22 protein-coding genes and 3 pseudogenes are annotated in these 24,528 nt (G+C 64.5%); 13 read left to right on the forward strand and 12 right to left on the reverse strand.

Annotated features, from left to right (window positions below; translation table 11 throughout):
* Window positions 1–14 precede the first annotated feature (14 nt).
* The 3 genes from AB3L03_RS32035 to AB3L03_RS32045 form a co-directional block, all read right to left on the reverse strand.
* Complete coding sequence (locus tag AB3L03_RS32035) at window positions 15–626, reverse strand: PilZ domain-containing protein (RefSeq protein WP_085396156.1); 612 nt, start codon at window positions 624–626, stop codon at window positions 15–17.
* Between the two features lie 68 nt (window positions 627–694).
* Entirely contained in the window at window positions 695–1,861 is a 1,167-nt protein-coding gene (locus AB3L03_RS32040) for a CynX/NimT family MFS transporter (protein WP_204511596.1), read from the reverse strand.
* Between the two features lie 52 nt (window positions 1,862–1,913).
* Complete coding sequence (locus AB3L03_RS32045; RefSeq protein WP_204513960.1) at window positions 1,914–3,110, reverse strand: MFS transporter; 1,197 nt, start codon at window positions 3,108–3,110, stop codon at window positions 1,914–1,916.
* A 301-nt stretch (window positions 3,111–3,411) separates the two neighbouring features.
* Between AB3L03_RS32045 and AB3L03_RS32050 the strand changes: the two genes are divergently transcribed.
* The 4 genes from AB3L03_RS32050 to AB3L03_RS32065 all read left to right on the forward strand — a co-directional run bounded on the left by AB3L03_RS32050 (window position 3,412) and on the right by AB3L03_RS32065 (window position 6,204).
* Entirely contained in the window at window positions 3,412–4,563 is a 1,152-nt protein-coding gene (locus tag AB3L03_RS32050; RefSeq protein ID WP_204511595.1) for a zinc-binding dehydrogenase, read from the forward strand.
* Between the two features lie 157 nt (window positions 4,564–4,720).
* On the forward strand, window positions 4,721–5,038 hold the full coding sequence (locus tag AB3L03_RS32055; protein WP_368509099.1) for a DUF5680 domain-containing protein: 318 nt from the start codon (window positions 4,721–4,723) through the stop codon (window positions 5,036–5,038).
* Between the two features lie 110 nt (window positions 5,039–5,148).
* The gene (locus tag AB3L03_RS32060) at window positions 5,149–5,577 is read left to right on the forward strand and encodes a VOC family protein (protein ID WP_368507683.1); all 429 of its coding nucleotides are present in this window, start codon (window positions 5,149–5,151) and stop codon (window positions 5,575–5,577) included.
* Window positions 5,578–5,691: 114 nt separating this feature from the next.
* Window positions 5,692–6,204, forward strand: a complete 513-nt coding sequence (locus AB3L03_RS32065) for a hypothetical protein (protein WP_018455352.1) — start codon at window positions 5,692–5,694, stop codon at window positions 6,202–6,204.
* 23 nt (window positions 6,205–6,227) lie between these two features.
* Here AB3L03_RS32065 and AB3L03_RS32070 read toward each other — a convergent pair whose 3' ends face one another.
* The gene (locus tag AB3L03_RS32070; protein WP_368507684.1) at window positions 6,228–6,581 is read right to left on the reverse strand and encodes a cupin domain-containing protein; all 354 of its coding nucleotides are present in this window, start codon (window positions 6,579–6,581) and stop codon (window positions 6,228–6,230) included.
* 52 nt (window positions 6,582–6,633) lie between these two features.
* Window positions 6,634–7,374: a metallophosphoesterase gene (locus AB3L03_RS32075; protein WP_007602584.1), complete on the reverse strand. Its 741-nt coding sequence runs from the start codon at window positions 7,372–7,374 to the stop codon at window positions 6,634–6,636.
* Between the two features lie 368 nt (window positions 7,375–7,742).
* On the opposite strand from AB3L03_RS32075, the pseudogene AB3L03_RS32080 reads away from it, so the two are divergent.
* Window positions 7,743–9,740 (forward strand): annotated as a pseudogene (locus AB3L03_RS32080) (DEAD/DEAH box helicase).
* 65 nt (window positions 9,741–9,805) lie between these two features.
* Here the strand turns inward: AB3L03_RS32080 and AB3L03_RS32085 are convergent.
* Entirely contained in the window at window positions 9,806–10,315 is a 510-nt protein-coding gene (locus tag AB3L03_RS32085) for a GNAT family N-acetyltransferase (protein WP_247335658.1), read from the reverse strand.
* 145 nt (window positions 10,316–10,460) lie between these two features.
* Between AB3L03_RS32085 and AB3L03_RS32090 the strand changes: the two genes are divergently transcribed.
* Window positions 10,461–10,847 (forward strand): hypothetical protein, encoded by a 387-nt coding sequence (locus AB3L03_RS32090; RefSeq protein WP_368507685.1) that lies wholly within the window; start codon window positions 10,461–10,463, stop codon window positions 10,845–10,847.
* A gap of 13 nt (window positions 10,848–10,860) precedes the next feature.
* On the opposite strand, the gene AB3L03_RS32095 is transcribed toward AB3L03_RS32090, so the two are convergent.
* The gene (locus tag AB3L03_RS32095; RefSeq protein WP_085361735.1) at window positions 10,861–11,415 is read right to left on the reverse strand and encodes a PAS domain-containing protein; all 555 of its coding nucleotides are present in this window, start codon (window positions 11,413–11,415) and stop codon (window positions 10,861–10,863) included.
* Between the two features lie 526 nt (window positions 11,416–11,941).
* On the opposite strand from AB3L03_RS32095, the gene AB3L03_RS32100 reads away from it, so the two are divergent.
* Entirely contained in the window at window positions 11,942–12,718 is a 777-nt protein-coding gene (locus AB3L03_RS32100; protein WP_368507686.1) for a rhomboid family intramembrane serine protease, read from the forward strand.
* 189 nt (window positions 12,719–12,907) lie between these two features.
* On the forward strand, window positions 12,908–13,336 hold the full coding sequence (locus tag AB3L03_RS32105; protein ID WP_085351136.1) for a CBS domain-containing protein: 429 nt from the start codon (window positions 12,908–12,910) through the stop codon (window positions 13,334–13,336).
* Window positions 13,337–13,352: 16 nt separating this feature from the next.
* On the opposite strand, the gene AB3L03_RS32110 is transcribed toward AB3L03_RS32105, so the two are convergent.
* Window positions 13,353–14,393, reverse strand: a complete 1,041-nt coding sequence (locus tag AB3L03_RS32110; RefSeq protein WP_085361736.1) for a patatin-like phospholipase family protein — start codon at window positions 14,391–14,393, stop codon at window positions 13,353–13,355.
* Between the two features lie 243 nt (window positions 14,394–14,636).
* Between AB3L03_RS32110 and AB3L03_RS32115 the strand changes: the two genes are divergently transcribed.
* From AB3L03_RS32115 to AB3L03_RS32125, 3 genes are all read left to right on the forward strand, one after another.
* Window positions 14,637–15,710: a hypothetical protein gene (locus tag AB3L03_RS32115; protein WP_204511590.1), complete on the forward strand. Its 1,074-nt coding sequence runs from the start codon at window positions 14,637–14,639 to the stop codon at window positions 15,708–15,710.
* A gap of 312 nt (window positions 15,711–16,022) precedes the next feature.
* Window positions 16,023–16,304, forward strand: coding sequence for a hypothetical protein (locus AB3L03_RS32120; RefSeq protein WP_018455363.1), 282 nt, complete (start codon window positions 16,023–16,025; stop codon window positions 16,302–16,304).
* 84 nt (window positions 16,305–16,388) lie between these two features.
* Complete coding sequence (locus tag AB3L03_RS32125) at window positions 16,389–16,811, forward strand: hypothetical protein (RefSeq protein WP_368507687.1); 423 nt, start codon at window positions 16,389–16,391, stop codon at window positions 16,809–16,811.
* A gap of 390 nt (window positions 16,812–17,201) precedes the next feature.
* Here the strand turns inward: AB3L03_RS32125 and AB3L03_RS32130 are convergent, their stop codons facing one another.
* The 3 genes and pseudogenes from AB3L03_RS32130 to thrS all read right to left on the reverse strand — a co-directional run.
* Entirely contained in the window at window positions 17,202–18,470 is a 1,269-nt protein-coding gene (locus AB3L03_RS32130) for a serine hydrolase domain-containing protein (RefSeq protein ID WP_368507688.1), read from the reverse strand.
* Window positions 18,471–18,533: 63 nt separating this feature from the next.
* The gene (locus AB3L03_RS32135; RefSeq protein ID WP_085385010.1) at window positions 18,534–19,097 is read right to left on the reverse strand and encodes a nitroreductase; all 564 of its coding nucleotides are present in this window, start codon (window positions 19,095–19,097) and stop codon (window positions 18,534–18,536) included.
* Between the two features lie 97 nt (window positions 19,098–19,194).
* Window positions 19,195–21,273 (reverse strand): annotated as a pseudogene (thrS, locus tag AB3L03_RS32140) (threonine--tRNA ligase); the annotation flags it as partial.
* Between the two features lie 186 nt (window positions 21,274–21,459).
* On the opposite strand from thrS, the pseudogene AB3L03_RS32145 reads away from it, so the two are divergent.
* A pseudogene (locus AB3L03_RS32145) lies at window positions 21,460–22,631 on the forward strand (MFS transporter).
* 92 nt (window positions 22,632–22,723) lie between these two features.
* Window positions 22,724–23,113: a hypothetical protein gene (locus tag AB3L03_RS32150; protein WP_085385007.1), complete on the forward strand. Its 390-nt coding sequence runs from the start codon at window positions 22,724–22,726 to the stop codon at window positions 23,111–23,113.
* 68 nt (window positions 23,114–23,181) lie between these two features.
* Here the strand turns inward: AB3L03_RS32150 and AB3L03_RS32155 are convergent, their stop codons facing one another.
* On the reverse strand, window positions 23,182–24,522 hold the full coding sequence (locus AB3L03_RS32155) for an alpha/beta hydrolase (RefSeq protein ID WP_368507689.1): 1,341 nt from the start codon (window positions 24,520–24,522) through the stop codon (window positions 23,182–23,184).
* Between the last annotated feature and the right edge of the window lie 6 nt (window positions 24,523–24,528).

A 24,528-nucleotide genomic window follows, 5' to 3' on the forward strand; every position in this document is an offset into this window, starting at 1 on the left:
GGTGCCTTCGCGCTTTACCGCGCGGTAACGCTCTCTTCGAGAGTTTCAATTGGCTGGGAATGCATGAACTCGAGCGCGAAGCCATCTTCGAGGTTTCGGACCACGCGGCCCTGCACCCGGCCGAGCAGAACCGTCGATTTCAGCGGGGGGCGGTTCTCCGCGGCGATGGCGGCGCCCGACAGCGAGAGGTCGATGATGCGGCAGGTCATCTTGGTGCCGTCCTCGAGCGTCAGCACCGCGATCGGATTGCGCGGCACGATACGATCGTGGCGGCGGTCTTCCGGCAAATTGAGGATGTCGCGGTTGGCGAGCCAGGTCAGCTGTGCCGCAAGCTTGTCGCGCTTTCGCGGCGTGGCACCGACCGTCATGGCGAAGCCATTGTCGATGATGCGGGTGATCTTGCCCTCGACGCGGCCGATATGGTCGAGATAGGCGACCACGCGGTCGCCGACATTGCCGATGCCGGGGGCCAGCAGCGCCAGCCCGCCCGGCGACATGTTGATCACCTGGCAGGGGAATTCACGGCGGTCCGGCAGCATGTAGCGGCCGAGCAGGTGAACCTTCACCCGCTGGAAACGCCGACGTTCCTCGGCGGCCGGAAGAAATCTTTTGTGCGCCAACGCCATTTTCACAACCCGACCCCCCGCCTGGCGGAGTCCGGGACGACCCTAAGGTGCACAGGGTTAATGCCGCGTTAGGATCGGGCGCGGCGATGACGAACAGACACAATGCGTTCGAAAAGCCACATCAGGGGCGGGCAGGCCAGCACTGTCAGCGCGCCGAGGTCGAGCGCGACCGCGGCCGTGCCGGCCGATTTGGCGAGCCGGCCCGCCACCGCCGGTCCTAGCATCATCGCGGCATAGAAGAGAGTGTAGAACACGCCCATCCCGATCGCCCTGGTTTCCGGCACGAGCACGCGGGCGGTCAGGCTCATGATCGGCCCGGCCGGATGGCCGCCGATCAGGCCGATCAGGACGAGGATCGTGATCACGGCGTCGGACCGGGTCAGCCAGGCCAGCAGCCCGGCCACCACCAGGCTGGCCACGATAGCCAGCACGAACGGCCGCTTGAAGCGATCGGCGAGATAACCGCCTGCCGGCACCGAGATCACCGACAGCCACATCACGAGGCTGATCGCCGATCCCGCCGCGGCAATGCTCCAGCCGCGCTCGGCGAGCAGCGAGGGGCCGAACGAGAAGATCATGGCGAAGCCGACATTATAGAGGCCCCAGATCGCGCCCGCGACGATCACCGCCAGAAGCGCGAGCGGATCAAGCCGCCCGGAGCCGGCCGCGCTGGCGGTTGCTCCCGGCGGTGCTTGGTAGAACGTGATCAGCACAATGCCGATCGCGGTGAGCGCGCCGGCCACGAGGAACACGGCGCCCGCGCCATAGGCCGTGCCGATCGCCGGCAGCACCAGCAGCGAGATCGCAACGCCGGCCGGCCAGGAGTTGACGAAGATCGCCATCGCGGTAGCGATCTCCTTCCCCGCAAACCAGTCGGTGCCCATCTTGGTGAGCTGCACGGTCAGCAGCACGCCGCCGGCGCCGGAGGCGAGCCGGCCCGCCATCTGCCAGCCCCAGACGTCGGTGATGGCCATGACGAGACTGCCCGCCGTCATCAGCAGCAGCGCCACGATCGTGGTGGGCTTGTCGCCAAGCGTCCGGCCAATCGCGCCGCCCGGCAGCGCCAGCACGATGCCCGGTGTGAAATAGAGTCCGATCAGGATGCCGATATCGGCGAGCCCGACGCCGAAGCTCTGCTGCAGCAGCGGCGCGACCGCGGCTACGCTCTGGAACTGGAATGCGATGGTGAGGCGAACGACGAACAGGATCGCAAGTATGCCCCAGCGATTGCGCAACGCTTCATCTCCCCAAACCCTATATCAAGCGTGCGGTGGGGAGACGCCGGAGTCAACCGGCCGTCTTCCTCGTCGCGCGCCCATAGAGAAGACATAGCAGCGCCAGCAGCACCGCGGCCGAGAGCCCGAGCGACCAGTGAATGCCGATCGCCGCACCGAACAGTCCGACCGTGATGCCGCTGAACGCCCGCATCCCGAGCCCCGCCATGTTGTAGAGGCCGACGACGCGACCGCGAATGTCGGACGGCGCGTTCAACTGCACCAGCGCCTGCGCCATGGTATTGAACGACAGCTCGAAGAAGCCTGCAAAGAACAACAGCACGATCGCGACCGGATAGATCCGCACCGAGGCGAAGCCGAGCAGCGCCACGCTCCACAGCATGGCGAGCATGATCGCGGTGCGCGGCGTGCCCTTGAGCCGCCCCCAGGATTCCAGCGCGATGCCGGCGAGCAGTGCGCCGGCGGCATCGGCCGCGAGCAGCACGCTGTAGGAGATTCCGGGATCGCCGTGGCCGAGATCGCCGGCAAAGCCTGGCATCTGGGCGTGATAGGCATTGCCGATCATGAAGGAGGTGAGGCCGGCAAGCCAAGTCATCGCCGTCAGCACCGGCTGCGTGCCGATGGCGCGGATGGTCAGCATGATGTCGGCAAGGCCGCGCACGGCGAAGCGCCGCACCGCGACACTCTTGTCCCGCACCGGCGCCCAGAACAGCCACAGCAGCATCGGCAGATAGAACAGCGTGTTGAAGATGATGCCGTGCGAGGTGCCGAGCGTCAGCATGATGATTCCGCCGACGGCAGGTCCGACCAGAATGCCGAGATAGCGCGCCATCGCATTCAGCCGCACCGCGCTCGGAAGATCAGCGGGACCGACGAGATCGTAGAGCAAAAGCTGGTTCGGCGTCTGCCACAACACGCCGGCGCAGCCATGGACCACCAGCAGCAGCATGGCGTGCCACATCTGGATGGCGTCGGTGATGAAGAAGAAACCCCATCCGGCCGAGGCAACAATGAACAGCAGCATGCCGCACTGGATGATGCGGCGCGGATCGACCCGGTCGGCCAGTCCGCCAACCGCGACCGAGAACAGCAGGAACGGCAGCCAGTGTGACAGCACCGCAAAGCCGGCCAACGCCGGCGAATGGAATTTCTGGAACACCACCCAATAGCTGATCACATGCTCGATATTGTCGGCCATCATCGCCAGCACGTAAGCGATGAACTGGAGCCGGTAGGGCACCGACCTCATCGCTGCGAACGAGCCGGACGCGACCACGGGATTTTGAGGGAGGGGGTTCAAGCGGGCACCTGGGGTGGGACTTTGGCGCCGTGCCTACACGTTCGCCGTCGAGCGCTCAAGGCACTTGGGTGTGTGGAGACCAGGGTCCCGTAGCCCGGATGAGCGAAGCGATATCCGGGAATGCTGGCCCCGCATGTCGCTTCGCTCATGCGGGTTACGAGACCGCGGCTTGGCACCAGCGCGCATCTCACATACGCTTCGCTTCAGCCCGCACCAATCAATCATAACAGACGGGCATCGAGGACACGCCATGGACCAGATCCGCGTCTGCACCCACGCAGGGCCGGGCAGCGAGCCCGTCATCCGCAGCGTGCCGTGGCCGAAGGTCGGCAAAAAGGCCGCGCTGATCAAGGTCGGCGCGTGCGGCGTCTGCGGCACCGACCTGCACATCCTGAAAGGGCACTGGCCGAAGCCGCTGCCATGGCCGTTCACGCTCGGCCACGAGCTCGGCGGAATCATCGTCGAATGCGGCGACGAATTCACCGAGGACTTCATGAGCAAGCCGCTCAAGGTCGGATCAAAAGTGATGATCCCGCCGCTGATGCCCTGCGGCAGCTGCTATTACTGCATCCATTATCCCCTGACCGCCAACAAATGCCTGACGCCGGTCTATTACGGCCGCTATCTCGGCTTCGACAAGGCGCCTCACATGTGGGGCGGCTGGGCCGAATATGTCTATGTCGATCTCGACATGCTGCCGGGCACCAAGATCTACAAATTGCCTGACGACATGTCGCTGCGGTTGGGTGCGCTGTCGGAGCCGCTGACGTCCTGTATCCGCGCCTTCAATCGCGCCAGCCGCGCCGGCGGTTTTTCCTGGGGCGACACTGTGGTGATCCAGGGCTCGGGCCCGATCGGCATTCTCGCGGTCGCCGCCGCGCAGGAGATGGGAGCAGGGCGCGTGATCTGCGTCGGGGCGCCGGAGGAGCCGCGGCTCAAGCTCGCGCGCGAGTTCGGCGCCGAGGCGACGGTGAACATCGAGGAGATCAAATCGCCCGAGGCACGCATCGCGCGCGTGCGCGACATCGTCGGCGGCTTCGGCGCCGATCTGGTGATGGATTGCTCGGGCCATCCCTCCGCCGGCCCCGAAGGCATCGAGATGCTGCGCGACGGTGGCACTTATGTCGAGATGGGCCAGTTCACCGACGCCGGCTCGATCGAGACTTCGTGGCACCGCATCTGCACCAAGGATATCAACGTGCTGGGCTCCTGGGGTTTTACCGCCAACGATCTGCCGCTCGGCGTCGACATGCTCCATCGCACGGCGGGCAAATATCCCTGGCTGAAGATGCAAACGATCTATCCGTTCACGGAAGAAGGCGTCGCACAGGCGGTCAGGGATGCCATGGCGATGAAGACGGTGAAGTCGACCATCGTGCCGTGGCCGGAACTGGTGGAATAACCGATGTCGTCCATCCCCGGAGATCTCGCAGCGTTCCTGGTCGAAGCCAAGCGCCATACCTATGCGGGGATGGACGACGACGCCACCGCCGCTCAGAGGCTCAAAGCAGCTCGAGCATCGTGCGGCACCCTATGCCTATCGCGATATCTATTTCGGGATGGGGTTTTTCGTTGGCCAAGAAACCGTGTCCCGGGATGACCGCGTCGTTTGGTCGATGAGCTACAGCGGTGGCGTCCGTGCGGAGATCACGGATCGAGACATCTTCCTCGCAATCTACAAATTCCTGCGCCAGGCGTTGCTGGATGTCAGCGTCGAGTATCCGTTTCGGGGCCCGCATCTGTTCGAGCAGGCAGGCATGATTTATCGGAACGAGGTCGAGGGCGCGCTCGATCGTTTCCACGGTGTCGAGACGATTGCGCGGCAGGATGGCGTGCCGCTCTATGCGGTCCGTTACAGTGGCGGTTTGTTGCGATAAAGTCTCGCGAGCCCTGTAGCCCCGGACGGAGCGCAGCGTAATCCGGGATTCTCGCCTGGGGCTCCCCGTATTCCGCTACGCTCCATACGGGCTACGGGCCGGCGTTTTGAATGAAGGACGAGATGACAACCGAACCGATCCAACGCTCCCGCTCCCCCTTCCGCGCCATCCGTGCGATCGACTACACCGTCATTTTCGCGCGCGACATGGTGGCGATGCGGCGCTTCTACCAGGAGGTTCTCGCATTTCCGCTGCTGCGGGAGCTGTCGCCGAACTGGATCGAGTACGGCTTGGGCCCCAACACGCTGGCTCTTGCAAGGCCAAGCCGGACCGCGGCTGACGCGCCGACGCCGGCAGGCAGTGCCTCGCTGCAACTGGCCTTCAAGGTGTCCGCGGCCGAAGTCGATGCGTGTGCCGACGAACTCGCACGCCACGGCGTGGCGCTGCTGTCACCGCCGACGAACCAGTCGTTCGGGCATCGGACGCTGTTCTTCCGCGACCCCGACGGCAATCTTTTGGAGATCTATGCGGAGATCTGAACCGGGCAGCGGCGGGCCCGTACACGAAAAGTTCCATCGAAAATTCGCGAGTTATTCACGCCCGGGTGAAACTTAGGCCCGGGTTTCGGCTTTCAGTTCACGGGAGAGTTCATCGTGAAGCAGATCCTGAAGCCCCTGACCTACATCGCGGCCGCCATCTACTTCCTGGTGGATGCGGTCTTCATGGCCGTGGCGAGGCCAATCTCGCGCTGGATCGGGCGGCATCTCCAATTGAAGCGATTGCGGGGCTGGATCAGATCGCTGTCGCCTTATTGCTCGCTCGCCTTGTTTTCGGTACCCGTCATTATCTTGGAGCCGGTCAAGCCCGTGGCAGCCTATCTCGCCGCAACCGGTCAGATCGTGAGCGGGGCCGTGACGTTCATCATCGGCGAGCTGCTCAAGCTCGTGCTGGTCGAGCGCCTGTTCCATCTCACCCGTGACAAGCTGATGCGGATTCCGGCTTTTGCCTGGGCGTACGGCAAGTACTCCGAGGTGAAGGCGTGGCTGCAGGCAACCGACGCCTGGCGCGCCATCCGCGCACTGAGCCGCGCGGCCAGGGACACTCTTGTGCGGGCAAGAGCTAGACTGGTCGGCGGCTTCAGCAGCCTGGTGACCTCCAGGGATTAGGGCTGCGCCGGGCGAGTTGCCCTCTATGCGAACTTGCGCGCGGCTGCGGTCGTCTTGTCGCCCGTGTTCGGCGTGCCGGTCGGCTCGATCAACATGAGATGAACCTCCTCGCGCGCGACCGGGCGATGCTCAACACCTTTGGGCACGACATAGAGTTCGCCCGGACCAAGCGTCACCGTGCGATCCCGTAATTCGATCTCCAAACTGCCTTTCAGGACGAGAAAGAAATCGTCGGTGTCGTCGTGCTTGTGCCAGGTGAACTCTCCCTTCACCTTCACCACCATCACGTCGCAGTCGTTGAAGGTTGTGATCGTGCGTGGAGACCAGAAATCCCCAAATGTCGCGAGCTTGTCGGCAAGCGAAATGCCGTCGGCCATGTGTTCTCCCGTTCTTCCGTGCGGCTCGATTTGGGTCGAGCGATGCCAGCAGCTATTTGACATATCCCGACGATATGGCCCGCGCCCATTTCGGGTGGTCGTTGGCGAGGGCACGGGACGATGCGGCGTCCCAATCGTATTCGAGGGCCAAGAGTTCGGCCTGCCAGCCCCTTTGTCGCTTCGTGAGGATTGCATATCGCGCGTGCGGCGAGCGGTATTCCAGGTTTGCGGCAACGGGAATGTCTGCGAAGACCGGGCAACCAACGCTCCCTGGATTGAGAACCAGACAGTCATGAGGTCCGTGAACGACGGCCTGGCGGTGGCTATGACCACACAGGACCACACGCGCCGTCGGCTCACTCGCGAGGCGCATTGCCAGCACGTCGCGGCGTGCCGGTACGAAGCGGCCGTCGTCGAGCGTTTCTTCCAGCAGGCATGTCGTATCGTTGTCGGGCGTGCCGTGGCAGGCCAGGATCCCATCGTCCAGCCGTATTTGGGAAGGCAGGCTGTGGAGTGCGAGACGTTGCTCCGCAGTCAATGCGTTGCGCGCAAACAGACCCGCCGACGAGAGCTTGTCGTCCGGAAACTCCTCAATCCAGCGATCATGGTTTCCGCGTACGGTCGGCAACGACAGCGCCTCGAGCGCTTCGAAAGTCTCTTTCGGCCACAACGGGCTGGTGACGCAATCGCCAAGGTTGACCGTACGATCGACGCCACGCGCCTTGATGTCGGCCAGCACCGCCTCGAGCGCGGCAAGGTTGCCGTGGATATCGGAAATGACTGCCAGTCGCATCGTCGTGCTCCCTAGTCCAATCGGCCTGAGCTTAGCCCTGTTGTGCGTCTCCGGCAGCTTCAACCGCGCATAATTTAAGCGAGGTGGCCGTGAAAATCTGCAGCCTCGCCCCAAAATCCCGCTATATGCAGTAAAATGCCCCGAAAACGCTGGATGTAGTGGGTCGAGCTGGCCAGTAAGCTTATTCTCGGCATCACCAAAGCCATGCGTCATAGGCATGGTGATTTGCCCGCACTTGGCGTAAAGAGCGTCCAAATCAGATCACCACGCGTGCGGCTGGACCATTTGCCGCCTACGCAGCTTCGGGTCGCGCGGCTCGACGTTCCGCGCCTGGACCAACCAAGGTTTATCCCGTGTCTTTTCCGACCATGAGTGCGCCGCTCGCCCGAGCTTTGGCCGAGCGCAATTACGACCGTCCGACCCCCGTTCAGCTCGCCGTACTCACGGACGAGGCCGCTGACCGCGATCTCTTGGTCTCGGCACAGACCGGCTCCGGCAAGACCCTGGCCTATGGGCTGGCCATGGCCAAGGACCTGTTGGGCGACGCCGAGCGGTTCGAGCGGGCGGGTGCACCGCTTGCCCTGATCGTGGCGCCGACCCGCGAGCTTGCCTTGCAGGTCCATCGCGAGTTGGCCTGGCTGTACGAGCATGCGAGCGGGCGCGTCGTCTCCTGCGTCGGCGGCATGGATCCCAGGCGCGAGCAGCGCGAGCTTGCGGCCGGCGCTCATATCGTCGTCGGCACGCCCGGCCGGTTGTGCGATCATTTGCGACGCGGCCGTCTCGATATCTCGGAATTGAAGGTGGTCGTGCTCGACGAGGCCGACGAGATGCTCAATCTCGGCTTTCGCGAGGACATGGAGTTCATCCTCAAGACCACGCCGGACACGCGCCGCACGCTGATGTTCTCGGCGACGTTCCCGCGCGGTATCGTCGCGCTGGCCAAGCAGTATCAGCAGCGGGCGTTCCGGATCGAGGTCGCCGGCGACGAAGGCGGTCATGCCGATATCGAGTACCGCGCGATCCGGATCGCGCCCGGCGATGCCGAGCACGCGGTCGTCAACGTGCTGCGCTTTACGAGGCGCCGAGCGCGCTGGTATTCTGCAGCACGCGCGACGGCGTCCGGCACTTGCAGGCGGCACTGCTGGAGCGCGGCTTCTCCGTGGTCGCTTTGTCAGGCGAATTGACGCAGAACGAGCGAACCACGGCGCTGCAGTCGCTGCGCGACGGACGCTCGCGCGTCTGCGTGGCGACCGACGTCGCCGCCCGGGGCATCGATCTGCCGAGCCTCGATCTCGTCATTCATGCCGACCTGCCCAACGACGCCGAGGTCATGCAGCATCGCTCCGGCCGCACCGGCCGCGCGGGCCGCAAGGGGACGAGCGTCATGCTGGTGCCGCCCGTGCGGCGGCGGCGTGCGGAAATGCTGCTGAACGTCTCGGGCATCGACGCGGTCTGGGGGACGGCGCCGCAGCCGGATGAGATCCGCAAGCTCGATCACGAGCGCATGAAGGACGTGCTGTTCACGGAGGAGACCACCGCCGACGATCTGGCGCTGGCGCAGGCGCTATTGGCCGAGCGGTCGGCCGAGGAGATCGCCGCGTCACTCGCACGGCTCTATCGCGCGCGGCTGCCGTCGCCCGAAGACATTATGGATCCCGGCGAGCGGAGCAGTCGGCCGCGCGAGGATCGCGGCCGCAATGATACGCGCGCACCGCGCGACGATATCCGCGCATCGCGTGGCGATGATCGGCCCGAAAGGGCGCGGCCCAAAGCGGGAAAATCGTCGTCGAAACATGGCATGGCGGATGGCAGCGTCTGGTTCCGGGCCAACATCGGACGAAAAAAGAACGCGGAAGCGCGCTGGCTGTTGCCGATGATCTGCCGTCGTGGCGGCATCGACAAGAACGATATCGGCGCGATCAAGATCATGGACACCACGACCGAGTTCGAAATTTCCGAGCGGGTCGCGGAATCCTTCGCCGTGAAGATCAAGCGTCCGGACAAGGAAGACAATATCCGCCTCGAGCCGATGGCGGATGCGCCGCAGCGACAGGCGGCTTCGGAAGAGCGGCCCCACGCGCCGCGGCGCGAGATCGGCGACAGCGATCATCGTGAACGCCAGGGCGAACGCGCGCGCGAGCCGAACGGGTTCAAACCGCAAGGCAAGCCTCACGGCAAGCCACACGGTAAACCGCACGAAAAGCCGTACGGCGAACGCACACCGAAATTCGACGATGCTCCTTCCTTCGCAAAGAAGAAAAAGCACAAGAACAAGCCGGGCCACGCTGAGCCCTCGGTCACGTCGTGGTCTGGAGAAGGGCGCCGCCGGGAAGAAGCCGAAGACTAAAAAGAAGCATCGCGCCTGACTGGCGCTGCCCAGCGCGGACGGCAATGATGCCGCCGGATTGCGCCGGCGGCATCGTCTCAGAAATCAGGTGTGAGCGGCGAGATCGCGCAGCATGTAGGTTGCGCTGTCGCCGTAGGTCGCGAGCTTTACCCGCAGCTCCGCATCCGCCGTGACCGGCCGAAAGCCGAGACGCTCCCACAGCGGCCGCGTGGCGTAGACCGACACCAATGCGAGCGTCGCGATTCCTGACGCGCGCGCGAGCTGTTCGGTCGCAACGACATAGTCGCGCGCGACGCCGCCGCGAAAGTCGGGCAGCACCGCGATGTCATGCAAATAGAGGCAATCCGCATCGCCGGGCAATTGCTCGAGGAAGCCGTCGAGCGGCGGAATCCGGTGCTGCATCCAGGGATGCGCCAGACCGTAGCCGACGATCCCGTCGTCCGCGACGATCACGCGGCAGCCATAGGGATAGAGCCGCATCTTTTCCGCAAGCACCTCGGGGCGTTCAGGCAGATCGGGATGGATTTGCGCTGCGATCTTGCTGATCGCCGGCAGATCGGAGGCGCGGGCGGGACGCCAATGCGGCTTGCTCATGTCGATCCGTCGTCCATCTCCATCATCCCAGTTTATTCCGATGCGACGAGGCTTGCAGCGAAAAATATCTTTGCCGCGATCTCAGGAATACGACGGCTCGCGCGGCGTCCTACCCATGCAAGCCCATTGCCTGACAGGAGAGACCATGACGTCATCGATCCGCCTCGCGCTCACGCTCGCAATATCGCTGGCGCTGCTTCCCGCTGCCTTCGCGGCACCGCCGACCAAGAACGGCAAGACCGACAAAGGGAACGTGCTTACCGACGCCAAGGGCATGTCGCTCTATACTTTCGACAAGGATGCTGACAGCAAGTCGGCCTGCAATGGTCCGTGTGCGACCAACTGGCCGGTGCTGAAGGCCGAGGCGAGCGATGCCGCCGCCGACGGCTACACCGTCATCACGCGCGACGATGGCTCGAAGCAGTGGGCCTACAAGGGCAAGCCGCTCTACACCTTTGCCAAGGACACCAAGCCCGGCGACGTCACCGGCGACGGCTTTCTGAACGGCGCCTGGCATCTGGCGATGCCGTGAGCGCGGTGCACTGCTAGCGCAGCCCCTCATAGACCATCAGCCCGCGTGCGATCTGCAGCTTGCGGATCGCGCGCGGCAGCAGTTTTTCCGGCTGGTGCAGATAGCGCCAGGAGGTGAGGGCGAACGGGCCCAGCGCGCCGCATTCGTCGTCGAACGGCGCGAGCACGCCCGTCACGCTCACCGGTGTATGCGGGCGGGCGTTGAACGGCAGCAGCAGCAGCTCGAGATACGCCTTGCTGCCGTCCTCGCGCGCGGCGGTGACGCCGGCGATTGCCCCGAGGCTCTCATCGGCGACGATGGTCGTGATCTCCTCGATCTCGCGGCGGCTAGCCTCGTTGAACAGCGCCGCAAAGCTCGCATCCTTGAGGTCGCGCCCTGCGAGGGCGCAGACGCGCGTGCCGGCGACGCGGAACGGAAAGCCGAGATGGGGCTCGCAGGACAGCACGAAGATGTCACCGAGCAGGCCGCGCACGGCGGCCGGATCGATATCGGCCCGGTCAGGGGCTCGCGCGGTGCCCCGCTTGGTGTCCCAATATGCGAAGAACTCGCGGCTCGACGGATGTTTCATGGCTGAACGCTTACCCCGGGGCGCAACCTCGCGGGACAAACCTGTCCCGCTTCAGTGCAGCCGCGATCCCTGTGTTGTTGTGCAGGAGGGGCTTTGCAGCGTCCATGCCGCAGCGGCATTTTCGGTGCTCCTGGCGCTGCCTTTGCGTCGTTAACGTTAAATTAACTATGCGCTTTCCGTGCACCGCCCCGCTGCTATGGTGATCGCGGTCGCAAGCCTCGCCGCTTTTCTCCAGGTTCTCGGCGAGGCCTGTACACAGGCGTCAAACAGTTTGGTCACCGGCCGCGGGGAGGGGTGGGGATACTCCCGTCTCTCTGGGTACCGGAAGTCCGACACGGATAGGCAGGGCTTTCCCAGGGCCCTGCCTTTTCCTTTTGTGCACTTGCGCAGCGCGGGCAAAGGCGACTATCTCCAAGGCCTGTCGTGAAGCCTGTCGCTCCGATCGCGCCTGAAAGCGAAGCCGCCCTTGGAATTCCCGCCAAATTCTCCGCCGCAAGATCCTTCGTCGCAAGATGCTTCGCTGGGGGTGCCGGCCGTCGTTGAGGAGGCTCCGCGCGAGCCGATCCTGACGCTGCCGTTCGCGCTGACCGCCTATATCCTCCTGCTCGCGGTGATCCATCTGCGGGTGCTGCTGCCGCCGGAGCTCGAGAACTGGACCATCGACGTCTTCGGCTTCATCCCCAAGCGCTACGATTCCTCGCTGCTCAATCTGGAGATCCCCGGCGGAGCCGGCGCCAAGGTCTGGAGCTTCGTCACCTATTCGCTTCTGCATGCCAATCTCACCCATCTCGGCTTCAACGTGCTGTGGCTGTTGCCGTTCGGCAGCGCGCTGGCGCGGCGCTTTGGCGCCATCAGGTTCTTCCTGTTCCTCGCGGTGACCGCGGCGGCCGGCGCGCTCGCCCATCTCGTCACCCATGAGCACGCGGTGGCGCCGATGATCGGCGCCTCGGCCTCGGTGTCCGGCGCGATGGCGGCGGCGATCCGCTTCGCCTTCGTTCGCGGCAGCTTCCTGTCGTTCAGCCGATCGGATGCCGATACCGCCGCAAGAGTTCCGGCGCTGCCGCTGTCGCGCGCGTTGCGCGACGGGCGGGTGCTCGGTTTTCTTGCGGTGTGGTTCGGCGTCAACATCGTCTTCGGCGTCGGCGCGATTGGCGTCGACAGCGAGACCACGAGCGTCGCCTGGCAGGCGCATATCGGCGGCTTCCTTGCCGGCCTGTTGCTGTTCGCGCTGTTCGATCCGGTGCCGCGCGTGCGAAGTGATGCTGCGGATGCGTCATCACGGGACATTTCAGACCGCATTTGAAGCGGCGCTTGCGGCGCCGCCCGAATTCATCCATCATTCCCGAGAAGAATGTTCCGAAGCGACAGGCCGCTAGCGGCGATGCTTCGCAAAGCGCCTGAACGTGAAACCGGCGCTGAAACTGTTAGTTGAAGACTCGAAGAACAAGTCCGGACCGCGAACAGCGGACGGTTGCGATTCAGGGAGGCGACAATGACGGTACGTTCGATTCTCAACACCAAGGGCCACCAGATCATGAGCGTCGAGCCCGACGCCAAGCTGGCTGCCGCGGTCAAACTGCTCGCCGACAAGAAGATCGGCGCGGTGCTGGTGATGAACCAGAGCCGGCTGGAAGGCATCCTGTCGGAACGCGACATCGTCCGGGTGATCGGCGAGCGCGGCGCCGGCGCGCTGGAGGAGCCGGTCTCGCAGGTCATGACCCGCAAGGTGGTCACCTGCAAGGAGACCGACACGGTCGCCGAACTCATGGAGATGATGACCACCGGCAAGTTCCGCCATCTGCCCGTGGTCGACAACGGCAAGGTGGTCGGCCTGATCTCGATCGGCGACATCGTCAAGCGTCGGGTGCAGGAATACGAGGCCGAGCAGGAAGCTCTGCGCGACTACATCAAGACTGCCTGATCAGTAGACCGCCTGATCAGGCCTGCTGGTCGGCTTTGGGCGCGGCGCCCTCGGGCGCGGGCGCCAGTTCGTGGATTGCCTCCTGGATGGACTCCAGCGCACGCTCGGCTGCGCGGGTGCCCAGCGCGATGAGGTCTTCGGAGCGGTGGAAATCGAACCAGCCGAATTGGCCGATCCGCGGTGTGATCAGCATGTCGGGCGGATCGCCGGCGAGGCGGGCCCGGGTGATACGGTCCTGCATGATGTTGAAAGCGTCGACCATCACCGAGGAGAGGCCGGGCCGGGCGCTGCCGCCGCCGAAGAACTCGCGCTTCACCGTCTTCTCAGGCGAGAAGAATCTCGGGAAGCGCCGCTTTGACGCCGGCTCTTCGGTCGCGGGGATCACCGGTTCAGGCATCGCGCCGTGCGAATAGACCGTCGTCGAATAGGTGAAGATGTCGCTGGAAAGATTTGCGGCGATGACGATTTCCGCGCCGAGCGCGCGGGCGGCCGAGACCGGCACCGGGTTCACCAATGCGCCGTCGACCAGCCAGCGATCGCCGATCAGGACCGGAGAGAAGATGCCGGGCAGCGCGTAGGAGGCGCGCATCGCGTCGACCACGCGGCCGCGCGTCAGCCAGATCTCGTGGCCGGTGCGGACCTCGGTCGCGACGGCGGCGAACTTGACCGGGAGATCCTCGATCTGGCTCTGGCCGCAGGCAGCCTCGAGCCGGGTCGCCAGCTTCTCGCCGCCGATCAGGCCGGAGCCGTTGAGGCGGATGTCGAGATAGCCGAGGATGTTGCGCATGCCTTGCAGGCTGCGGCCCCATTCTTCCAGCGTATCGAGCCGGCCGGCTGCATAGAGGCCGCCGACCACTGCGCCGATCGAGGTGCCGACCACGACGTCAGGCACGATTCCGTTGGCGAGCAGGGTCCTGATAATGCCGATATGAGCGAAGCCGCGCGCCGCGCCGCCGCCGAGGGCAAGGCCGATGACCGGCCGGCGGATGCTGCCCAAGCCGACTTTCTCGCCGACCTTATCGCTGTTCGAACCCCGACCCTTCAATATGTCCAGCACCGAAACTCTCCTACGCCGGGACCCGCCGTCAGACTAGGCACCGCACTCGCGCTCCGCCAGAACCGGGCCGAAGCATGGTTTATGCCGGTTTGGGAAGCGCGCGGGGCAGGAGTATGGCGAGGGACGGGTGCCCCTGGGGTAATCACGCAGGCGTCAGCCGGGTTCCAAAGAACCGTATTGGCCGTATTTCTCGGGGATCCAGAGGCTTGAATTTGCCGCGTTTTCGGTGAAAAAGCAGGTGGCATGACTCTCGGGGGTGACGGCATCATCGGATGGCGGCGCAGCACATCGCTGCTGCCGGTGCTGGTCCTTGCTGCCTGCCTCTATACTCTTGGCCAAAATGCTGCGCAGGCGCAGCTTTTCTCCGATCGTCCGCCGCCGGTGCCGCCCGCTTCGGTGCCCGATCCCGGCGGTGCCGTCAGTCTGGCGCCGCCCTCCGGCCCGGGTGCCGGACCGCCGAGCCTGCCGCCGACCCTGTTGCAGCCGACCACGCCCAGCATGCCGCCGCCCGCGGTCACGACTGTGCCATCCGCCCCGCCGCTCAACGCGGCGGTGCCCGGACAGGGCGTGCTGTCGCTGACCGCGAAATACGGCAAGGATACCCCGCCGATCACCAGCGGCCTGGTCTGGCGCGTGTTTGCCGATCGTCCCGACGAGAACGGCACCTTCAAGCTGATTCGCGAAGATCGTAATGCCACGCCAAACATCGTGTTGCCGCCCGGCAATTACGTCGTGCATGTCGCCTTTGGCCTCGTCAGCGCGGTGCGCACCGTCAGCCTGAAAGCCGAGACCGATCGCGAGTCCTTCGTGCTGCCCGCCGGCGGCTTGCGCATCGAGGGCCGCGTCGGCACCAGTCGCATTCCGCAGAACCAGATCTCGTTCGCGATCTACAAGGGGAGCCAGTTCGAATCCGGCGAACGCGCCTCCCTGGTGCCGAACGTGGCCGCCGGCGACGTCGTGCTGCTGCCGGAGGGCACCTACTACATCATCTCGAATTACGGCGACGCCAATTCGGTGGTGCGCTCGGACATCCGCGTCCAGGCCAGCAAGCTCACCGACGTCACCATCACCCACCGCGCTGCCGTCATCACGCTCAAGCTCGTCAGCGACAGGGGCGGCGAGGCGCTCGCCAACACCGCCTGGTCGGTACTGACCCCGGGCGGCGACGTCATCAAGGAATCGATCGGCGCCTTTCCCCGCGTCGTGCTCTCCGAAGGCGAATACCGCGCCATCGCCAAGAACGAGGGCAAGGTCTACGAGCGCGGCTTCAATGTCGTCAACGGCGTCGACGGCGAAGTCGAGGTCGTCGCGCGGTAGTGCTTGAGCGGTGATGCCGCATGCGGCCCGACGCTGGTCTTCGTGCCTGGTGAACACTTCTCATTCAGCGCATGGATTCCCATATCTCATTACCGCCAGTCCCGTGTGCGAAAGCAGATGCTTTCCGCTGCTCCGCTTGCTGTTGCGATTGTTGGCGTTTCGATTTGAACAGCTCTGGCAGCGCTACCAAGCAGGACCGATCAACACCGGCACCGCCGGCTTATTCCAGCGGCGCCGCGACTTCCTCACAGCCGGTGCAAGATACCTATTTCCGATAATCAATTTTATTCGCTTTCCATCCTGCCGCGTTATATGTCGGACATCACTCCAACGGGGGAGGCCGGAGCAGGCTCGTGCGTCTGCGAGACCGGCAAGGAGCAGGGGACCAAGCTCGTCGGCATGTTCGAAGTGATCCTCACCAGGCGTAAGCGGTTCGGCTGGCGGTGGCAGGTGTGCGACCAATCCGGCAAGAAATTTGCCGATGGCTTCGAGCGCACTCGGCCGTCCGCCAAATATCATGGCGAGCGCGCATTGTTCTTTCTGTTGTCGCAGGCCCATCTGCGCAACCGCTTGGCGACGTCCAGCGAGGACTAGTCGGGACTGCGCGTGCAGTCCGATAAGTCCCGTAGCCCGGGTGAGCGAAGCGATACCAGGACAGCTCGTGGTCAGGAATCCCGGATGTCGCTTCGCTCATCCGGGCTACAAGACCTTGCGTTGCCCGACGGGCAAAACACCCAAATTGTCGGTCAACGCGAGCCGCGAAAATATTCCGCTTTACCGAATTTCGGAAACGACGTATGTGTCGCCGCAACCCGGCTCAAGGAAGAGGGGCGTATCGCGATCGTCACGAACGCGGGCCGGACGGCGGTGGACGTTAGTCACATCGGCGCGATCGGCTTCGCAGGGCGGGCAACCGTGAGCGAAGGCCTCGCGCACACGACCGGTGTGATCGGCGTACGGCAAAATCGTGTGGTCCTGACGCCCGGGGTCTGTGCGTCAAGCGTTGCGGTGATGTGGGTTGCCCAACCGGGCGCACGCGTCAGCCATCCGCAAGGCGACGGGGGCAATAGTGCATCGCTCCCCGGGGAGAGCGCGACATAAGCCGTAAAGCCACTGCGCAGGGAAGGCCGGATGTTTTGGCTTCACCTGTATGCTGCTGTGCAATTTTGTTCACGACAATCTCGCACAGTGGACCGCGGGTGCCAGCCGGCACCCGGTCTTCCCTGCGCCCTCTTTCATTTGAGGGTAAGGCATCGAGGCAAAGCTCGGGCGAACAAGCCGCGAGGATGCGAAGGTGCGTCTGCGATCCGGAATGCGATGAAAGTGCGACGCTTCCACCCACGGACTCCGTCATTGCGAGCGCAGCGAACCAATCCAGAGTCTTTCCGCGTGGGCAGTCCGGATTGCTTCGCTGCGCTCGCAATGACGAGGATGATGGGAGTATACGCCGCCGAGATCGCAAAGCTGCTCGCCGATTTCGGCGAGCGAGATTCACGGACGGCGTAACTCGGACGGATAGCAGTCGTAGACCAGCGCCTTGAAGGCCGGCGTGATGCGGCTGCGCTCGTTCTGGGTCTGCTGCATCAGCAGGTAGACCATGTCGAGCTTGGGATCGACGCCGAAATAGGTGCCACTGCCACTGTCCCATTTCAACTCGCCGAGTGAGCCCGGCGGCGGCGGTTTGGCGTTGCCGGGATCGGTCCGCACCGCGAGGCCATAGCCATAGCCGAAGCCGTCGCCCGGAAAATAGAAGTAATCGCGTCCGACGCCCGAGCCCGGCCCGACGTGATCGGTCGTCATGGCCTTGAAGGCAGCGGGGCTCAGATAGCGCTTGCCGTCGAACTCGCCGCCATTGAGCAGCATCTGCGCGAATCGCTGGTAGTCGGTGATGGTCGAGAGCAGCCCGCCGCCGCCGGACTGCCATTCGGGGTGATCGAGGCGCTCGCGCTCGGCGGCGAGCAGGATGTTGTCGTTCGGCAGCGGCCGCGCCATCCGCGCAAGCTCGTCCTCGGTCGCCAGCGCGAACTTGGTGCTGCTCATGCCGAGCGGATCGAAGATGCGCTGCTTGAGGAATTCGTACAGCGTCTGGCCCGAGATGATCTCGATGACGCTGCCGAGGACGTCAGTGGAATGACCGTAGCGCCACAGCGTTCCCGGTTGCCGTGCCAGCGGCAGCCTTGCGATGCGTTGGGCGAATTCCCTGTTGTTGAATTGACCTTCGAAGATATTTGCGGCCTTGTAGGCCTGCTCGACCCATTTGCCGCCGATGTAGTCGTAGCTGATGCCCGAGGTGTGCCGCAGGAGATCCTCGATGTTGACGGGACGGACCGGGGCCACGAGATCCAGGTGCAACGTGCCGTCGGGATTGGTGACCTCGAGGCCCACCTTGGTGTCGGCGAAGAGGGGAACGTATTTCGACACGGGGTCGGTGAGCGCGAGCTTGCCCTCGTCGATCAGCATCATCGCGCCAAGGCAGGTGATCGGCTTGGTCATCGAGTGGATGGCGAAGATTGTATCGGGCGTCATCGCGAGACCGGTCCTGGTGTCGCGCACGCCAATAGTCTTCAGATAGACCGGCTTGCCGTGCTGCTGGACCAGCACCACGGCGCCGGGCAGCCGGCCATTCGTCACCTCGTTGTCGAAATACGCTGTGATACGGTCGAGCCCGTCGGACCACGGCGCGGGGACGTCGGCGGCGCGGCTTCGCGCCATCGTGCCGGCCAGCAGCGCGGCTCCGACCAGAAATTCACGACGCTTCATCCGGGCTCCCTCCCTCGCCGGGATCAAAGCCGCAAGACGTCGAAGGCGTCAACACGCCTTCGATTAAAATCGCGTCACGATTTCAGAAAGGACCGGTCGCGGACGGTCTTCGCTCGGCCTGGTCGGCTTGCCGATATGGACGAAGCCCGCGAGCTTCTCGTCCGGCTTGAGGCCGAGGCCATCCAGCACGTCGCGATCGAACGCGAACCAGCCGGTCAGCCAGCAGGCGCCGTAGCCGAGCGCCGCCGCGGCCGTGACGATGTTCATAACGCTGGCCCCGGCCGACAATTCCTGCTCGAAGGCCGGCACCTTCGGATGCGGCTTCGTGAAGCTGACGATGCCGATCACCAGCGGCGCATCCATGAGGCGTTTGCGCTCGGTCTCGACATCGGCCGCCGCCGCGCCGGGATTCTTCCGGGCGAACACCTTTGCGATCACCTCGCCGGCGCGCTGGCGCGCATCGCCCTCGAAGATGATGAAGCGCCAGGGCGCGAGCTTGCCATGGTCGGGCACGCGCGCGCCGATGGTGAGGATGGTCTCGAGCTCGGCGGGGGAGGGGCCGGGTCCGGACATCTCGCGCGGCTTGACCGAGCGGCGGGTCTTCAGGAGTTCGATGGCGTCGGGCACTGCGGTTTCCTCTTCGGCTGGTCGTCGGGCGTGCAATCCCCACATAGGAATGCACGCCCGCAACCGAAAGCGAGTTTAGACCGATTTCAGATGTCGAGGCCGCGCTGCGCGCTCGCTTCACATCCGGCGGGGTCGCTTCGTCGACGAGGGCGGCGATGGCTTCCACCGTCGTCGTCACTTGCTGCCCGTCGCTGCCGAGCCGGCGGATCGAGACCGACTGCGTCTCCGCCTCTTTCTTGCCGACCACGAGCAGTGCCGGAATCTTGGCGAGCGAATGCTCGCGGACCTTGTAGTTGATCTTTTCGTTGCGCAGGTCGATCTCGGCTCGAAGTCCCGCACGCCGGACCTGCTCCAGCACCTGCTTGGCATACTCGTCGGCTTCCGACGTGATGGTGGTGACCACCACCTGCACCGGCGACAGCCAGAGCGGGAAGTTGCCGGCATAGTGCTCGATCAGGATGCCGATGAAGCGCTCCATCGAACCGCAGATCGCGCGGTGCACCATGACCGGCGGCTTCTTGCCGCTGTCGTGGTCGATGTAGAACGCACCGAACCGTTCCGGCAGGTTGAAGTCGACCTGCGTGGTGCCGCACTGCCAGTCGCGGCCAATGGCGTCGCGCAGCACATATTCGAACTTCGGTCCGTAGAAGGCGCCTTCGCCCGGATTGATCTCGGTCTTGATGTGATTGTTCTGCGACTGGATCTCGCGCAGCACCGTCGCCATCACGCGCTCGGCGTGATCCCACATCGCGTCGGTGCCGACGCGTTTCTCCGGCCGGGTCGACAGCTTCACAGTGAGATCGCCGGTGAAGCCGAAATCGGCATAGGTCGACAGGATCAGCTCGTTGATCTTCAGGCACTCGTCGGCGAGCTGATCCTCCATGCAGAAGATGTGCGCGTCATCCTGGGTGAAGCCGCGCACGCGCATCAATCCGTGCATCGCGCCGGACGGCTCGTAGCGGTGCACCACGCCGAACTCGGCGAGCCGCAGCGGCAGGTCGCGGTAGCTCTTCAGGCCATGCTTGAAGATCTGCACGTGGCCTGGGCAGTTCATCGGCTTCAGCGCGAACCAGCGCTTGTCTTCGGCCTCCTCGCCGGCCGACTGCGCCGCGAACATGTTCTCGCGGTACCAGCCCCAATGGCCGGAGGTCTCCCACAGCGACTTGTCGAGGATCTGCGGGGCGTTGACCTCGCTGTAGTCGCCGGCCAGGCGCCGCCGCATATAGGCGATCAGCTGCTGGAAGATGGTCCAGCCCTTGGCGTGCCAGAACACGACGCCCGGGCCTTCCTCCTGGAAATGGAAGAGGTCGAGCTCGCGCCCGAGCTTGCGATGGTCGCGCTTTTCCGCTTCCTCGATCTGCTTCAGATAAGCGTCGAGGTCCTCCTGCTTGGCGAATGCCGTGCCGTAGATGCGGGTCAGCATCGGGTTGTTGCTGTCGCCCCGCCAATAGGCGCCGGCCACCTTCATCAGCTTGAAGGCGTTGCCGACCTTACCGGTCGATGTCATGTGCGGGCCGCGGCAGAGATCGAACCAGTCGCCCTGGTAATAGATCTTGATCGGCTCGTTGCCGGGAATGGCGTCGACCAGCTCGACCTTGAACGCTTCGCCCTTGTCGCGGAACACCTGTTTGGTCTTTTCGCGATCCCAAACCTCTTTCGTGAAAGGTTTGTCGCGCGCGATGAGCTCGCGCATCTTTTTCTCGATCGCGGCAAAGTCCTCCGGCGTGAACGGCTCGTTGCGGAAGAAATCGTAATAGAAGCCGTTCTCGATCACGGGACCGATGGTGACCTGCGTGCCCGGCCACAGCGTCTGCACGGCTTCGGCCAGCACGTGGGCGCAGTCATGGCGGATCAGCTCGAGCGCGCGTGGATCGTCGCGGTTGATCAGCTCGATCCTGGCATCGGCTTCGATGGGATCGTCGAGGTCGGAGACCACGCCGTCGAGCGCCATCGCGACCGCGCGCTTGGCCAGCGACGGCGAAATGCCTTTGGCGAGTTCGAGCCCGGTGATGCTCTTGGCGTATTCGCGCCGGGCGCCGTCCGGAAAGGTGAGGGTGATTTTTTCCGGTGGGGTCACGGGTCTCAAATTGCTGAGGCTGTACTGGAAGCCGGATTCGGATTTGGGCTGCTCGGACTTGGATTGGTCCTTGGATGGGTCGTTGGGCTGGTCGGTCATGGCATGTCTCCTGAGGCTCACTCCTGCGAACGAGCGCAGGTAAGCGGGAACGAGCGATATATCAGGCGATTCGGCCTGCGCAATCCGGCATTTCCAAGAAACCGGCGCGCCAAAGCGGAGGCGCGGCACGAACTATTCCGGGCAATGCCCTTTAACTGGTCGCAAGGCGGCTCTACATGCGTTTGCATGGAAAATGCACGCGCCGGCCGTTTCGCGCCAACCGCCCTGATGCTCGGCAATCTCGTCACTGGCTGCTCGGTCTTGGCACCGGCGGGCATGCTGCCGGAATTGGCGACGGGGCTCGACGTCAGCATCCATGCGGCCGCGCTCCTGATCACCTTCGGGGCTGTCATCCTGTGCATCGGCTCGCCGCTGACGGCCTGGCTCACCAGCCGGATCGAGCGCCGGGCGTTACTCGCCACGACGCTGGCGGTGCTCGCTTTCGGCAATCTGGCTTCGGCCTTTGCGCCCGACTATGCGAGCCTCCTCGTCATCCGCCTGGTGATGCTCGCGGTCGGCGCGCTTTACACGCCGCAGGCCGCTGGTACGGCGGCGTTGATCGTGCCGGTGGAGCGTCGCGGCAGCACGATTGCCTACATCTTTCTCGGCTGGTCGCTCGCTGCCGCCGTCGGCCTGCCGCTGATCACCTTCATCGCCAGCCGCTATGGCTGGCGCGCGGCCTATGGCGGAATCGGCGCGCTCGGTTGCGTCAGCTTCCTGCTGTTGCTAATGCGGCTGCCGGGGGCTTGAAGGGGACGCCGGTGGATCTGAAGACCTGGAGCGCGGTCGGTCGCAACAGAACGATCCGGCTTCTGCTTGCGATCACGATGTTGCAGATGTCCGGGCAGTTCGTGGTGTTCACCTTCATGGGGCCGCTGCTCAACAAGCTGACCGGCGCAGGGCCCGATGCGATCGGCCTGGTGTTCGCTCTCTATGGCGTCTGCGGCTTCCTCGGCGTTGTCATCGCGACCCGCATCGTCGACACCTCGGGACCCTATCGCACCTCGCTGCTGTTCACCTGCCTGCTGCTTGCAGGAATCACGGGCTGGGCACTCGGCGCCGGCACGCTCGCGTTGATGGCGGGTGCGGTCGCGATCTGGGGCCTCGGTTTTGCCTCGACCAATTCGATGCAGCAGGTGCGGCTGGTCTCGGCCGCACCGTCGCTGGCATCGGCGACCGTCGCACTCAACACCTCCGTCCTTTATATCGGCCAGGCGGTCGGCTCTGCCGTCGGCGGACTGCTGTTCGCCCGCGAGCTCCTGCATACGCTCGGCTTCGTCGCAGTCGGTTTCGTGGTGGTGGCGCTGATCCTGGTCGTCCTGACCCGGCCCCGGCCGGCAACAGCCGCCCCGGCCTGAACGGAAGCGTGCCTGTGTGCGCAAGGTGCTTGGCAAACCGCGCGCCGGGAGGCTAGAAGGCCGGTCATGGGGACCAAAGAGGGTTGACTGAGATGAGGATGATTCTGGCGGTTGCCGCGGTGCTCTATTCAGCTTCCGCTTTCGCGCAAGCCGACAAGCCACCAATGATCGGAGACAAGCCGTTGGTGCAGGTCAAGCCCAAAGGGACCAAGGCGGGCACCAAGGAGGCTGCGGCCAAGCCGGCTGCCGCGCCGAAGGGCAAGCCACAATCCATCGCGGCGCGGCTGCAGGCTTGCCTGGAGCTCGATGACGGCACCAAGGACCGGCTCAATTGCTACGACGCCGTGATCCCGCCGACGCCAAAGCCGAAGCCGGCCAAGGCCAAGGGCTACGCCGATTGCCGTTTCTTCAAGGAAGAGGACGAGCGGCTGGCCTGCTTCAACGGCTTTGCCGAAAGCATTCCGAAGCTGCCAAAGACCTGAGGCAGATCAGGGCCTGCGACAGTTACAGGCCCACCTAGCCAAAATACCGACGGCGCAATATCGCGGGCTTACCGGCTCGACGGGGATGGATTGGTGGAGGCCACGCGCGTGAGCGCGAGTGATGGCGTCGCCGACATCTTCACGAGGACGTCCTTGAGCGGGTCCCGCGTCCACGCTCGCGTCACATAGTCACGATGCGTGATGCCGTCCCCGGTTTCGACGAACACCACGCTGCCCGGACGCAAGGGGCCGTCCATGTCTTCGGAGACGGTTATGCCTTTCTGCCGCAGCGTGCTCATCAGTTCGCGGTCGCGCCGCGCGGTGTAGCGGGTGTAGGAGCTGACGAAGAAGCCGGAGCGGTGGCTCTCGATCCATGAGGCGAACTTGTCCATCTCGCCATAGACGGCGTCGAGCAACACGACGCCGCGGACACGGTCACTGATGCCACCAACCTCGAGGCTCCAGGCCGTCGGCAGGAAGCCGCCGCTGTAGCCGACGATCACGATCGGCATGTTGGCGAAGGCGCGGGCGCTGTTGGGATCGCCAGTGAGGCGGGCGAGATGGTTCGCCGACTCGTCGATGAAGCGCTTGAGGCCGCCAGCCTGCCAGAATTTTCCTGCGCTGGAATCGGCGGCATCGACTGCCATCTGCGGTGCGAGCAGGATGGCGTTGGCGCCGGAATCAGTGATCTGTTGCGGCACCAGCTGGCGGTCGCGCACGTCGCGCTCCAGCGTCGCGCCATTGCCGTGGAAGAACACCACGATCACGCCTGGCTTCCGCACGTCGAAATGTTCGGGCACGTGCATCAGGACGCGGTTATCGTTGTAAGTCTCGTCCTGCCAGAACACGCGCCCGGAATAGCTGCGGTGGCCGCGGCGGTCGCCCTTGGAGATGTTGAGGAATGGCGCGTCGGAGGCAGGGTTGTTGCCGAAATAGGGGAAGGCTGACGATTTCATGCTGACGAGCGTCGTCAGGTCCTCGCGTGGCGGACGCTGGTAGGGGGCCTGCGGCGCGAGCGAAGCAACCTTGTAAGGCGCCTGCTCCGGCTGCGGCTGCACGGCGCGCTTGGGTGAGAAGTCCGACATCTGCCGTTGCAGAAAACCCTCGCTCGCGGATGGGAAGCGCTCCCTGAACTGGGGGGCCGGGAAGCGATCCTCGAACGTGTCGCTGCTTGCGAGCTGGTTTGTCTTCGCGACGACCTGGACGTTGGCTGGGACGTTGCCTTGGACGTTGGCCTGTGAGTTTGCCGCGAGCGCTGCCGGATTGGGTGCCTTGCCGCATTGAACCAGCGTCAGCGACAACGGCACCAAGGCTGAGATCAGAGCGGTCCGAAGCGCACGACCGCGTGCGCCGGACGTGGTCCGGTCAGCGCGGATGTCAGCTCTCGGCTTCGGAACGGCCCCGACCATTCACCC

Origin of the sequence: Bradyrhizobium lupini (assembly GCF_040939785.1) — a bacterium.
Lineage (GTDB): Bacteria > Pseudomonadota > Alphaproteobacteria > Rhizobiales > Xanthobacteraceae > Bradyrhizobium > Bradyrhizobium canariense_D.